Annotated in this window: 14 protein-coding genes; 6 read left to right on the plus strand and 8 right to left on the minus strand. The window is 61.8% G+C overall.

Annotated elements, in window-relative coordinates; all coding sequences use genetic code 11:
• Positions 1 to 9: 9 nt before the first annotated feature.
• Positions 10 to 522: a hypothetical protein gene (locus GM79_RS23235; RefSeq protein ID WP_051718957.1), complete on the minus strand. Its 513-nt coding sequence runs from the start codon at positions 520 to 522 to the stop codon at positions 10 to 12.
• A gap of 64 nt (positions 523 to 586) precedes the next feature.
• Here GM79_RS23235 and GM79_RS15630 point away from each other — a divergent pair, with 64 nt between their 5' ends.
• Positions 587 to 988 carry a hypothetical protein gene (locus tag GM79_RS15630; protein WP_152560026.1) on the plus strand — a complete coding sequence of 134 codons (402 nt, stop codon included), beginning with the start codon at positions 587 to 589 and terminating at the stop codon, positions 986 to 988.
• A 65-nt stretch (positions 989 to 1053) separates the two neighbouring features.
• Here GM79_RS15630 and GM79_RS15635 read toward each other — a convergent pair whose 3' ends face one another.
• Complete coding sequence (locus tag GM79_RS15635) at positions 1054 to 1536, minus strand: ankyrin repeat domain-containing protein (protein ID WP_035565655.1); 483 nt, start codon at positions 1534 to 1536, stop codon at positions 1054 to 1056.
• A 189-nt stretch (positions 1537 to 1725) separates the two neighbouring features.
• Positions 1726 to 2469 carry a J domain-containing protein gene (locus GM79_RS15640; RefSeq protein WP_035565657.1) on the minus strand — a complete coding sequence of 248 codons (744 nt, stop codon included), beginning with the start codon at positions 2467 to 2469 and terminating at the stop codon, positions 1726 to 1728.
• A 222-nt stretch (positions 2470 to 2691) separates the two neighbouring features.
• Between GM79_RS15640 and GM79_RS15645 the strand changes: the two genes are divergently transcribed.
• Positions 2692 to 3549 (plus strand): urease accessory protein UreD, encoded by an 858-nt coding sequence (locus GM79_RS15645; protein ID WP_051718958.1) that lies wholly within the window; start codon positions 2692 to 2694, stop codon positions 3547 to 3549.
• Between the two features lie 29 nt (positions 3550 to 3578).
• On the opposite strand, the gene GM79_RS15650 is transcribed toward GM79_RS15645, so the two are convergent.
• Positions 3579 to 5996 (minus strand): outer membrane beta-barrel family protein, encoded by a 2418-nt coding sequence (locus tag GM79_RS15650; protein WP_035565659.1) that lies wholly within the window; start codon positions 5994 to 5996, stop codon positions 3579 to 3581.
• 210 nt (positions 5997 to 6206) lie between these two features.
• Here GM79_RS15650 and GM79_RS23240 point away from each other — a divergent pair, with 210 nt between their 5' ends.
• Positions 6207 to 7232 (plus strand): sensor histidine kinase, encoded by a 1026-nt coding sequence (locus GM79_RS23240; protein WP_152560027.1) that lies wholly within the window; start codon positions 6207 to 6209, stop codon positions 7230 to 7232.
• A 65-nt stretch (positions 7233 to 7297) separates the two neighbouring features.
• Positions 7298 to 8056 carry a LytR/AlgR family response regulator transcription factor gene (locus tag GM79_RS15660; RefSeq protein WP_035565686.1) on the plus strand — a complete coding sequence of 253 codons (759 nt, stop codon included), beginning with the start codon at positions 7298 to 7300 and terminating at the stop codon, positions 8054 to 8056.
• A gap of 16 nt (positions 8057 to 8072) precedes the next feature.
• On the opposite strand, the gene ureG is transcribed toward GM79_RS15660, so the two are convergent.
• The 4 genes from ureG to GM79_RS23850 form a co-directional block, all read right to left on the minus strand.
• Positions 8073 to 8825 (minus strand): urease accessory protein UreG, encoded by a 753-nt coding sequence (gene ureG, locus GM79_RS15665; protein ID WP_035565661.1) that lies wholly within the window; start codon positions 8823 to 8825, stop codon positions 8073 to 8075.
• A gap of 155 nt (positions 8826 to 8980) precedes the next feature.
• Complete coding sequence (locus tag GM79_RS15670; RefSeq protein ID WP_035565663.1) at positions 8981 to 9643, minus strand: urease accessory protein UreF; 663 nt, start codon at positions 9641 to 9643, stop codon at positions 8981 to 8983.
• 110 nt (positions 9644 to 9753) lie between these two features.
• Positions 9754 to 11469, minus strand: coding sequence for an urease subunit alpha (gene ureC / locus GM79_RS15675; RefSeq protein ID WP_035565665.1), 1716 nt, complete (start codon positions 11467 to 11469; stop codon positions 9754 to 9756).
• Between the two features lie 4 nt (positions 11470 to 11473).
• Complete coding sequence (locus tag GM79_RS23850) at positions 11474 to 12013, minus strand: DUF4238 domain-containing protein (protein ID WP_072008634.1); 540 nt, start codon at positions 12011 to 12013, stop codon at positions 11474 to 11476.
• Between the two features lie 227 nt (positions 12014 to 12240).
• Between GM79_RS23850 and GM79_RS24970 the strand changes: the two genes are divergently transcribed.
• Both GM79_RS24970 and GM79_RS15685 read left to right on the plus strand, forming a co-directional pair.
• Positions 12241 to 12444, plus strand: coding sequence for a hypothetical protein (locus GM79_RS24970; protein WP_152559931.1), 204 nt, complete (start codon positions 12241 to 12243; stop codon positions 12442 to 12444).
• A partial coding sequence (locus tag GM79_RS15685; protein WP_152559932.1) for an IS1 family transposase occupies positions 12392 to 12793 on the plus strand: 402 nt, incomplete at its 3' end. The genes GM79_RS24970 and GM79_RS15685, both read left to right, overlap by 53 nt.

The raw sequence follows: 12793 nt of genomic DNA on the forward strand, positions 1-12793 counted from the left end.
AACCAGCGGCTACCGGCGCGCGAACTCAATTACCCACACCCACTCGTTGCGCGCCCAGGCGCTGGGATAGATGGAATCGAGCAGGCCCCGAAAGGCGGCGATGGGGCTGCTGTACCAGCAAAAAGCATCGGCTTGGGTGGCGTGGGGCTCTACGCCGCCCCATTGCGGCGGGCCGGCCGCCAGCCGGGCGCGGATACCTTCGGCCATAGCGTCGGCCTCACTGAGGCAGCGCACCTGCTCGGCCTGCACGCCAACGATTTGCAGCACGAGCGATGGGGCTTCTTGCACCCGTAGCAGTTCGCCGGCCGCGCCGAAGGGCAGCGGTACCGGGGGCAGCCGCGTGGGCTGGGTCGTTTGCCGGTCTTCAAATAGCGCTGTCCCCTGCGCGCCGAGGCCGACAAACCGGTACCGGTCCGGCTCCTGCTGCATGGGGGAGTCGGCGGGCAGGCGGCGGCGGGTTACGGTTTTGCGGCCGGCTTGCACGGCCGCCAGCATGGCCGGGTTGAACGAGATGCTGCGCATACGGCAAAGTAAGCCGCTAAGCGGACGGCAGGCTGGGCGCGGGTCGTTAGCCTATCTTCGCTTTGTGATTCCAACCGTACATTATTTTAGCAACGCAGCTGCTGTTATTTCCTACGCGCCGGCAGGTTACGTGCGGCTCGATTGGCAGCCGGTGGCAGCTTCGGCTACTGAGCTGCGCGCCATTTACGAGCACGTGCTTCGCGCCCTGCACCACCACCGCAGCACGGCCCTGATGTCGGTGCACAACCAACGCCCACCCATGCCGCCCGACGTGCAGGAATGGCTGGTAGAAAGCTGGATTCCGCGGGCGGTGACCGAGGTGGGCTACGGCCGCTGCGCCATCGTGGAGGCGGCCGCACCACTTAGCCGGCTGGCCGCCCGCGCCGTGGGCACCGGACTGAAAGGGCAGTTGAGCTACGCGTTTTTTGCCACCGATGCCGAGGCCGATGCCTGGCTGCGGAAGTAACCGAAGGCACTAAAAAAGCCGGCTGCCAGACCTGCCACGGGCGCCGGGCAGCGCAGCGCCTTGCGTTATGAGAGCAGGGCGAGGGCTTCCTCGTTGCCCTTCTGCAACGCCAGGCCGCCGGCCGTGAAGCCGCGGGCATCGGCAATGGTGCGGTCGGCGCCGGCTTCGAGCAGGAGCTGCACGAGGTTGTTGCGCCCAAACATGGCGGCAAACATGAGGGCGGTGCTGCCAGTAGCGTTTTGATGGTCGAGGCTGGCGCCGTGTTGGATGAGGAGGCGGGCCATTTCGGGGTAGCCTTTGAAGCCGACACCCATCAGGGCGGTGTTGCCGCTCAGGTCCTGCCCGTTGGGGACGGCACCAGCTTCGAGCAGGAATTTGGTGGCATCGAGGTGGTTTTCGTAAGCGGCCAGTACCAGGGCCGAAAAGCCTTTTTCGTTGGTCATGTTCACGTCGAGGCCGGTGGCCAGCAGCTCGCGCAAGGTGGCTACATCGCCGCGGCGGGCGGCATCAAACAGCAAGTCTTCGGAAAGGGGGGAAGTCAAATCCATAAAATCAAAAAGAGGACGTTAAGTTATCAGTCATTAGCTGTTGGCACTAAGGCAATCATCTGACTAACAACCAACAACCCGTTTACTTTTGAACAACTGCTAACCCGGCCGAAACCAATCCGTGCGGCCGGCGGCAGCTATCACCGGACAACACTACTCCAAACGAGCGGCAATGTTTGCTTCCGGCTGCTAAAACCAGAGCAAAACTACCAGCACCAGCACCGCCAACAGCCCGCTTACGGCGGCGGTATTTACTACGGTTTCGGGCGCGCGGCCGGGCCACACGCCCACGCCCGCCACCAGGCCCAGCAGCAGCGGCAGCAGCGCAAACGCGCCGTAGATGCCGCCGCCGTGGGGCCGAAATGGCGCCGAACCATCTGGCGAATCCGGCGAGCTAACGAATTGCACCACGCCAAGCAAGGGCGTCTTCCAAACCGTGATTTGCTGGTTTTCGCGCACCCGGTGCCCAATGCTGCTGGGCAGCCGGAAAGTGGCGTGCGCGGTATGCACCCGGTAGGCAATCTGCGGGTCGGAGAGCGCCGAGGACACGGCCACCGGCGTACGGGAACGCACGGTTTCGCCAGCAAACTCGCGCTGGGGCAAGGCCCAGTCGAGGGCCAGCACCAGGCAGCCGAGCAGCAGGGCCGCGTTGAGGCGGCGACCCACGCGGGCGTAGCCAACCAGCCGGTCGTCGGGCCGGGCGGCGGGCGTGTCGCCTTCGGGCTGCTGGGCCAGCAGCAAGTCGTAGGCCATACGCCGGCGGGGGTTGCCGAGAATATCAAACCCGGTTTCTACTTCGGCCAGCCGGGCTTTCATGGCGCGGTCGGTGGCCGCGAGGCGCTTGAGGCGGGCCCGCTGCCGCGCATACGCCTGCTCAATCTGAACAGCCGTGGCCAGGGGGCCCACGCCCAGAATGCGGTAATAGTTCTGCATAAGCCAACTGCGGGAAGGCCCTAAAGTACAGCCCACGCGCGACTTCAAAACGCCCCACACCCCGCCCCTATTGCTTGCTGGTGCCGGGTGGGGGCGTCGATGCTACCCGCTGCCCCACGGCTGCATAACCGCCAGTATTGGTTTGCCAAGGCCAGCCCCGTACTTAGCAGGCCGTTTTCTGGCCCCGACAACTTCATACCCTCAACTCACTCCTCGGCCCGCATGAACGCATCGACGGAATGGAGCATGCTGGAAGTGGCGCAGGTGCGCGGCCGCTCGCGGCTGGTGGCCTGCAAAAACATCCAGCCGCTGAAGCTGCTGCAACCGGCCTCGCCCGGCAGCGCCGTACACGTAGTGCTGAGCAGCTACGGCGGCGGCCTGGTGGCGGGCGACGTTATCCGGTTGCGGGTAGCGGTGCGGGCCGGCGCGCAGCTCGTGCTCAGCACCCAGGCCAGCACCCGGGTCTTCCGCTCCATTGATGGGGCCGTGGCCGAGCAGCGCACCGTGGGCGAGCTGGCCGATGACGCACTGGCCGTGGTGTTTCCCGACCCGGTGGTGCCGCAGGCCGAAAGCCGTTACCGGCAGGTGCAGGAGTGGCACTTGCAGCCGTCTTCCCTCCTGCTGCTGGTCGATTGGTTGCACTCCGGCCGCATGGACCAGGGCGAGCGATTCGCCTTCACCTCGTTGCATTCCGAATTGCGGGTGCGGGTGGCGGGCCGGCTGCTGGTGCTGGACCGGTTTGCCTTTGCGCCAGCGGAAAACATAGCCACCGCGCCAGCCAACTTCGCGGCGTATCAGAGCTTCTTCTCGGTTTTCCTGGTGGGCAGCCCCGACGATGCGCGGTTTACTTTTCTGGGCGAAATGCTGGCGCGGCAGCAGCTACCCGGCAGCACAGAACCGCATTTCAGCATCAACAGCCAACCATACGCGGTTTCGGTGGTGCGGGCGCGGGCGAATGTTTGGGTGCTGCGAGCCGCCGCACCAAGCCGCATGGCGCTGCAGCCGCTGTGCGACGCGCTGCTGGCGGCATTAGCAGCAGAAGAGGTATTGGGGTTTAATCCGTTGGCGCGAAAGTATTGAGGGAAGGGCCGAGGTAAACGTACCCCCGGCTAATTGCCCACCCGGCCTTCCTCATCGGCACTGGCGGCGGCGCGGCGGGCCTGGGTTTTGCCGCTGCCGATTTTGCTGGAAAAGGTGAGCGTCACGCGGCGGCTTTCCCACTGGTTGTTCCAGGTCTGATTCACGTTGGCGTAGTTGAGGGTGCTGCGGAAACGGTTGGTGTTGAACACGTCGGCCACGCGCAGGCTAAGGGTAGCGCGCTCGGCCCAGATTTGCTTTTTCAGGCCCAGGTTCACGGCCCCGCTGGCTTTGGTGTGGAACAACCCTTGCACGGCGGGCGAGTTGTAGCCGCCACCTACCAGCAGCTTGTAGCTGCGGGGCAGGATGAAAGTGTGTTCGGAGCTGGCCTCCCAGCTGTAGCGGGCCAGGCGTACGGGCTGGTCCTGAATGGTGGTACTGACCTGCGTGTAGCTGCCGCTCAGCTGGTTATCGACGCCCCACCACTTTTTAATGTCGGTGTGGCCGCCCGAGCTTAGCGTGAGGGTGCTGGTTTGGGCCAGGTTCTGCGGGGCGCTGGTCGAAACGTTGGTGTCGTCGTTCTGGCTGATTACTTCGTTCACCGAGTTGGTTTCGTGCAGGTAGCTCAGGCTCAGCACCTGGAAGTCCTTATGCAGGTAGTTCAGCACCAGCGACTGCGAGAGCGAGGGGGCCAGAAAGGGGTTGCCCTGATGGGCGGTATAGAAGTCGGTGTAGTTGAGAAAAGGGTTGAGGTTCTGGTAGGCGGGGCGGGTAATGCGGCGGCTCACCGAGGCGCTTATCTGGTTGCTTTCATCGAGTTTGTAGCTGGCGAAGGCGCTGGGAAACAGCTGGAAATAGTTGCGGGCGACGACCGGGCCCACGGCCGGCGTACCGGTGGTTTGAGTCAGCTCGCCGCGCAGGCCGGCTTTCAGCTCCAGGGCGCCGTAGCTGGTGTTCACGCTCAGGTAGCCGGCGGTGATGTGCTCGTTGTAGGCAAACTGGTTGGTGCGCAGACCGTCGAGCGCCCAGCCGCCGGCCTGCATCTTATCGAACTGAATGGCGCTGCGCGAGGTAACCCAGCTGGTTTTGGCCCCGGTTTCGGCCCGCCATTTGGTACCAACGAAGGGATGCACGTAGTCGATTTTGGCGGCCCGGATGGTGGTTTCCGACGAGGCATTGCTGCGCAGCTGCTCGGCCGGGCGGCCCTGCTCAGCACCGGCCGCAAACACCACGTTATTAAAGCTTTGGTCTTTGGCGCTGCGGTAATGCACGTAGTCGGCGGCGGCACTCAGCTCGCGGCCGGTGCTGTCGAGGGCGAAGCGGTAGTACAGGTTCAGGGCCTGGTTGTTGCCGTTGCTGCTTTGGGGGTTTAGCATCTGGCGGCGGGCGCCGGGGTTGCCGGCCCGGTCGGTGGTCACGGAGTTGCTGGTGCTCAGGGCATCGGTTTGGTCGAAGCCGCCGCGCAGCTGCACGCCCAGGCTTTGCCGGGCGGTGAGGGCCACATCGGCGCCGGTGGTGTAGGTGCCGGCATAGGTGAGGGGCCGCCACACGTTTTCCTGGTTGAAGAGGCTGTCGCGGATGCTGCGAATCATGGTGAGGCGGTTGAAGGAATTGTAGCGGCCGGCATCGAGGCGGGCAAAAAGGCGCACTTTGCCCACGTTATAGCTCAGGTTGGTGCCGGCCCAGCTTTTCTCGTAGCGGCCCTGGCCGAGTCCCAGGTTGTAGGTACCACTCAGGCCCGCCAGCTGGCTGCGCTTCAGCTTGATGTTGAGCACCCCGGCCGTACCAGCGGCATCCATAGAGGCGGGCGGGTTGGGCATCAGCTCAATCTGGCTGATGGCCGAGGCGGGCAACGATTTCAGGTAGCTGCTCAGGGCCGCGCCGCTCATGTAGGTGAGCTTATTATCAATCATCACCGTTACGCCGGCGCTGCCGCGGTACACCACGTTGTCGTCCTTGTCGAGGGTCACGCCGGGGGCTTTCTTGAGGATGTCGAGGGCGGTTTCGCCGGCCGTATTCAGGCGGTCCACGTTCACGATGGTGCGGTCGGCGTGCTGCTCCAGCATGGGCGTGGTGCCGGTTACGGTCACTTCCTTCAGGGCGGTGGCAGCGGTCGCCAGGCGCAGGGCCGGCACCGAAACCGGCGCATCGGCCACCACAAAAGCTGCACTGCGGGCGCTGCGGTAGCTCAGCAGCAGGGCCTTCACGCAGTAGCGGCCGGGCTTGATGCTGCTGAATATGTAGCCGCCCTGCTCGGTGGTGGTTTGGGAGTCGGCAATGGCCGAATCGGGCAGTTGCACGAGCACGGCGGTGGCGAAGGCCAGCGGCTGGCCGGCGCGGTCGAGCACGGTGCCGGTGGCAGTAGTTTGGGCGGTGGCCCGCTGCGAAAAGGCCGACAGAGCCAGCAGCAGCAGAACAAAAAGGCGGCGGAAGCAGGAAAAGGTGTTCATAGCAAAGGGCGTTGGCGGATTGATGGCTCAAAGGTGCGCCGGGCCATTTCCGGGGTCAAAAACATTATTCCAACGCCCCAAAATCCGCTGCTACTGCCCGTTTCGGGCGTTTTCCGGTTTCGCATTCCAAAACCGGGCTTTCGCATAAAAAAGGTGCGGGCGCTGGCGGAGGGCGGTAGTTTTGGCCCTGCAATTACTCTTCACATTCCTATGGCCAATCTGCTCACCAAATCCGCTCTTCGCTGGCACGTGCTGGGCTGGCTGCTGTATGGCGGCTACGAGTTTCTGGGCGTATTTCTGCACCCTGGAGCGCACCCGCGCATCAGCTACTGGCTCACGGCGTCGGTGCTGTTCATTCGCATCTGCGAGTTTTACCTGTGCTTTCTGGTGGTGTATCCGCGTTTGTTGCGCTCGGGCCGCGCCCCGCAGCTGGCCGCCGCGCTACTGGGCGTGCTGGCCCTCTACATCGGGGCGCGGGCACTGATTGAGGAAGTGATTTATCCGGCCGTGCTGGGCTTCCATAACTACTCGCCCGACACGACGGTGACCTATTACATCTTCGATAACATGTTTTTCGGCAGCCCCATGATTGTGGTGAGCGCGGCGCTGTGGGCCGGTAGCGCGGCCGTGCGTCGCGAGCGCGAAAACCGCCAGCTGCGCGAAGAAAAGCGCGCCGCCGAAGTGGCCTTCCTCAAAACCCAAATCAACCCGCACTTCCTCTACAACACGCTCAACATGCTCTTCAGCATGGCCTACCCGGTGGCCAAGCCCGTGGCCAATGCCATCCTGAAACTCTCGGAGCTGATGCGCTACATGCTGCACGACACCCCCGATGGCCAGGTGGATTTGGAACAGGAAATTGAGTATCTGCATAACTACCTCGCCCTCTACCGCCTGCGCTTCCCCGACAGCTTCCACGTCGATTTTCGCGTGACCGGCGAGCCCGCCGGCCGTCGCGTGGCCCCGCTCGTCCTCATTCCCTTCGTCGAAAACGCCATCAAGCACGGCGTGCTCGACGAACCCGAAAATCCGGTTCACATTCGCCTCAGCATCGAAGGCGAACAAGTACAGTTTGAAGTCGAGAACCACCGCAGCGACACCAACAAGGATGCCACCACCGGCATCGGCCTGCCCAACCTGCGCCGGCGCCTGGAACTGCTGTACCCGGAGCGCCACACGCTGCAAGTGACGGAGCGGGACGGGCAGTTTCGCACGTCATTGCGGTTGGTTGGGTAATGTTCGTGCGCCTCGCCTTGCGCCGGGACCGCCCGCCGTACTTTGCTCCTCCAAAAAACAACTCTATGATTCGCTGCCTCGCCGTCGATGATGAAGCCCCGGCCCTGCTTATCCTGGCCGATTACATCGGGCAACTGCCCTTCCTCACGCTGGTGGGCACCACCACCAACCCCATTGAGGCCCTGACGATGGTGCAGCAGGGCCAGGTCGATTTGGTGTTTCTGGACATTCAGATGCCCAAGCTCACCGGCCTGCAATTCCTCAAGCTGGCCGGCAATAAGTGCCGGGTCATCCTCACCACCGCCTACCCCGAATACGCCCTCGAAGGCTACGAAAACGACGTGGTGGACTACCTGCTCAAACCAGTTTCCTTCGAGCGGTTTTTCAAAGCGGCGCAAAAGGCGCTGGCGCTACTGCCCGGCCCGACAGCGCCCGCGCCAATGGCGGCGCCAATGGCGGCGCCGGTGGCCGTGGCCGCGCCCGTTGCGGCCGTAGCAGCGCCCGCAGCCGGCCACATGTTCGTAAAGGGCGAGAGCAAAAACAAGTTTCTACGCGTCAACCACGCCGATATTCTCTACATTGAAGGCCTGAGTAATTACGTGTCCATTCAGCTGCCCACGCAGCGCGTGGTGACGTACCAAACCCTGCGGGAGCTGGCCGAAACGCTGCCGCAGCCGCCGTTTCTGCGGGTGCATAAGTCCTTCATCGTGTCGCTGGACAAGATTCGGATGGTCGATGGCAACACGATTTACATTCAGGACAAGGAGATTCCGGTGAGCGAAACCTACCGCGAGCAGCTCTACCGGCTGATTCGGGAGCAATAGCCCCTGGCTTGTGCGGCTACCGCCGGTCCTCGCGCACGGCGGCCAGCGCCCGCGCCTTGGCGGCTTTGATGTGACCAATAATTTCCTCCAGCCCAAATCCATCCGTGGCCCGCGCAAACAGGAACGGGCCGTCGCCGCGCATCCGTTTCGAGTCGCGCTCCATCACGCCGAGGTCGGCCTTTATCAAATCTTTCAGGTCGATTTTGTTGATGATAAGCAAGTCCGACTGCGTGATGCCGGGGCCGCCTTTGCGCGGGATTTTATCCCCGCCCGATACGTCGATGACGTAGATGGAGTAGTCGACCAGCTCGCGGCTGAAGTGGGCGGCCAGGTTATCGCCGCCACTTTCCACGAACAAAAAATCCAGCTTGAAGTCGAAGCGCTGCATGAGCCCTTCCAGCGCGTCCATGTTCAGGGAAATATCCTCGCGAATGGCGGCGTGCGGGCAGCCGCCGGTTTCGACGCCCACAATCCGGTTTTCATCTAACGCGCTGTTGCGGATAAGGAATTCGGCGTCTTCGCGGGTGAAGATGTCGTTGGTGACTACGCCCAATTCTAACTCGTGGCGCAGGCGCTCGCACAGGGCCTTGAGCAGCGCCGTTTTGCCCGTGCCCACCGGCCCGCCAATGCCCACCGTAAATGCCCGCTTGCGGAAGTTGCGGTAGGAAGGCAAGCGCCGGGTTTCGCGCTCGTTGAAGTCGCCGGGCGATTCGTAGGCTTCGTGCTGGTGGCCGTGGAGGAGCAGGGCGAGTTTTTCGACGAAAGCCATTTTGGATAGTGGTTAATGATTAGCGGTTAGTGGTTAATGTTACACGTCATGCTGAGCTTGTCGAAGCATCTCTACCGTGCAAGTAACTCAATACATTCAACGAAGCGGTAGAGATGCTTCGACAAGCTCAGCATGACCGTTCTACCAGCGCTATTCTAATTCTGAAACAGCCGCGAATACATATCCTCGTGCAGCACCTGCGCCACATCGAGCATAAAGGCCGAGCGGTGGGCTTCGCCGAAACCCCTCCCCTCCTGCCCCGCCAGCAGGTGCTCGAACACGGCGTAAAAATCGTGTTGCAGACGGTGCCCCGCCAGCGGCCCCAGAAACCCGAGTCGGATGGCGGCGCTGAGTTGGTCGCGCAGCAGCATGTGCAGGTACATGGTTTGCACGTCGGCCAGCGGGTAGCCCGCCCGCTGCAAAGCCATTGCAAATACAAGTGTGAAATGCGGCGGCAACTGCTGGTCCTCAAACCAATTTCCGACCTGCTCTGTGCTGGCTTCGGGGTAAAAATCAGCCAGTAGCTTCAGCCAGGTGCGGCCCTGCACGGCGCTGGCCCGATGCAAGGCGGGCACCAGCAGCTGGGCATCGTATTCGGCCGCCATTTCGGCCCGGTTAGTGTTGGGGTGAAAGCAGGAATTGAGGAAGGGGATTTCGAGGCTGGCGGCCTGTTGCAGGTAGGCATACAGGTAATTCCGCAGCCCGGCATCGTCGCGGATGAGGCCGAGGCTGATGCTGCTTTCCAGCCCGTAGGAATAGGCGAACGAGCCGGTGGGAATGGCCGAATCGACGAGGTGCAGGAGGCGGGCGAAGTGCATGTGGGACCCCACCCCCGGCCCCTCCCCTCCGGGAGAGGGGAGCCAGCCAACTCTTGTGCCGAAAGGCTCCCCTCTCCCGGAGGGGAGGGGCCGGGGGTGGGGTGAACGCCTCAAAACAAATTATACAGCTGCGCCAGCGGCAGCACCTCCGCCGGCTCGCAGGTCAGGTGCACGCCGTCTACCATCACGCGGTACGTCTCGGGGTCGACGGAAATATTGGGGAGGTAGTCGTTCAGGGCCATGTCCTTTTTGCCGATGTTGCGGCAGTTTTTCACGGCCACTACCTGCTTGGTCAGGCCGTAATTAGCCCGCACTTTTTCAACCGAAGCGCCTGACACGAACACCATCGAACTCTTGCCGATGGCCCCGCCCAGCGCCCCGAACATGGGGCGCGAAAACGACGGCTGCGGCGTGGGAATGGAGGCGTTGGCGTCGCCCATTTGCGATTGGGCGATGATGCCGCCCTTAATAATCATCTCCGGCCGCGAGCCGAAAAAGGCGGGTTTCCAGAGCACCAAATCGGCCAGCTTGCCGATTTCGACGGAGCCGACTTCGTGCGAGATGCCGTGGGCGCGGGCCGGGTTAATGGTGTACTTGGCCACGTAGCGGCGCACCCGGAAGTTGTCGGCGGTACTGGCGGCGTCTTCGGGCAGGGAGCCGCGCTGCTGCTTCATTTTGTGGGCCGTTTGCCAGGTGCGGGTGATGACCTCGCCCACCCGGCCCATGGCCTGCGAATCGGAGGAGATGATGCTGAGCGCGCCCAGGTCGTGCAGGATGTCTTCGGCGGCGATGGTTTCGCCCCGGATGCGGCTTTCGGCGAAGGCCACGTCCTCGGGGATGTTGCGGTCGAGGTGGTGGCAGACCATGAGCATGTCGAGGTGCTCGTCGATGGTGTTCACCGTGAAGGGCCGCGTGGGGTTCGTGGACGAGGGAATGACGTTCGGCTCGCCGCAGATTTTGATGATGTCGGGCGCGTGGCCGCCCCCCGCGCCCTCGGTGTGGTAGGAGTGGATGGTGCGGCCCTTGAAGGCGGCCGTGCTCGTTTCCACGAAGCCGGACTCGTTCAGCGTATCGGTGTGGATGCAGACCTGCACGTCGTACTCTTCGGCAATGGTCAGGCACTGGTCGATGGCGGCCGGGGTGGTGCCCCAGTCCTCGTGCAGCTTGAAGCCCAGCGCCCCGGCCTCGGCCTGTTCGCGCAGGCCCTCGGGCTTGCTGGCGTTGCCCTTGCGCAGGAATCCGAAGTTGAGCGGGTAGGCTTCGGTGGCCTTCAGCATGGTTTCGAGGTAGAACGCGCCGGGCGTGCAGGTGGTGGCGTTGGTGCCCGCCGCCGGCCCGGTGCCGCCCCCAATCATGGTGGTGACGCCCGAGGCCAGCGCCTCCGGAATCTGCTGGGGGCTGATGAAATGGATGTGGCAGTCGATGCCGCCGGCCGTGAGCAGCTGGCCTTCGCCGGCAATGACTTCGGTGGTGACGCCCACCACCATGCCGGGCGACACGCCGGGCATGATGTGCGGGTTGCCGGCCTTGCCGATGCCCACAATGCGCCCGCCCTTGATGCCGATGTCGGCCTTGTAAATGCCGGTGTAGTCGAGCACCAGCGCGTTGGTAATCACGAGGTCCAGCGCGTCGGCCGGGCCGATGCCGGCGGCCTGGCCCATGCCGTCGCGCAGCACCTTGCCGCCGCCGAACTTGCATTCCTCGCCGTACACGCAGTAGTCTTTTTCGACCTGAATCAGCAGGTCGGTATCGCCGAGGCGCACCCGGTCGCCGGTGGTGGGGCCGTACATGTCGGCATACGCGCGGCGGGAGATGGGGAGGGACATAAAGTTAATAAAGTTTCTTATTGCGAAATTCTATGGCTAATTCCATCATTTTTCGCATCATTGACTGCTTCTCTTCATGAGTTATATTACCGTGCGATTTATGCTTAGCGTAGAATTTACTAAGCATATTATGTGCTTCAATATTATTTTTATCTGGTTTTATATCTGTCACTATTTGCTCCAAAAGGTCCATTATTAGTTTGCTCGACGCTTCATCAAGGGACTTATCCAATTCAAAATATTCATCAAACAGCTTTTTAGGGCCAAACAAAAATCTTGAACTTTGCTTATAAATTACTGAGTTCAGAATATGTATACTTCCATTAGGTATTACCTGTCTTTTAATACTATACGGCTCAATAGTATTGTCATGCAATATTCTTAGCATATGTCTATTATCTAATGGGAATGTAAATTCAGAAGATCTCGCTAGTGGGTTTTCAAGTTTAGTTGTATAATCTTCTGTTGCCAGGGGATTATCACTCGTTATAAAAAAAGACCCTTCTTGAGCAATATTCACTTCTAACTTCGCAAATTCATGCATATTCCCGATTTGCGCTGTTCCTACGACGTGCTTTTCTTTGAAAATCCTAACAATTTTTGGCGGTGGTCTAATCTAAGGTGAAATGATTAATTTTAGGGATGGTTTTTACGCAACATTTCTGCGCTGCTTGCGGCAGTGAACATATTCGCCGTAACGGCAGCGCTGGGGGCCATGCCAAATACCAGTGCAAAGGCTGCGGGCATCAAGCCCGTTTTACCCCCGCCGCCGTGGCCAAAGCGCTGCAGTATGCGCAGGTGGACGAGTTGCTGGGCGAGCGCAACTCGCAGCGCAGCATTGCCCGCGTGACGGGTATCTCGCGGGTGACGATTGCCAGCCGGATAAAAAAAAGCGCAAGCGGCTTCGCCGGCGCTCCCGCGCTTGCGCCCCAAAAAGGACCAGAAAAAGGAGTGGGAAGCGCTGGAGCTGGATGAAATGTGGACCTTCGTGGGCCGCAAGAAGCGCAAAGTCTGGCTGTGGTTGGCCGTCGAACGGGCCAGCCGGCGCATCGTGGCCTGGGTGCTGGGCCGACGGGACGCGGCCACGGCCCGGCGCTTGTGGTTGGCTCTGCCTCCGCGCTACCACCGCCATTGCTGGTATTTTACCGACCTGTGGGAGGCCTACGTGGAGGTGTTGCCCCGCTGGCACCATCGCCGCTGCCCCAAGGGCAGCGGCGGAACAAGTATTGTCGAAGCCATCAACTGTTCGCTACGCCAGCGCTGTGGGGTGCTCGTGCGAAAATCTTGTTCCTTCAGCAAGTCGCTGAGTATGCACACCGCCCGG

Origin of the sequence: Hymenobacter sp. IS2118, from assembly GCF_000715495.1 — a bacterium.
In the GTDB taxonomy this organism is placed as follows: Bacteria; Bacteroidota; Bacteroidia; order Cytophagales; family Hymenobacteraceae; genus Hymenobacter.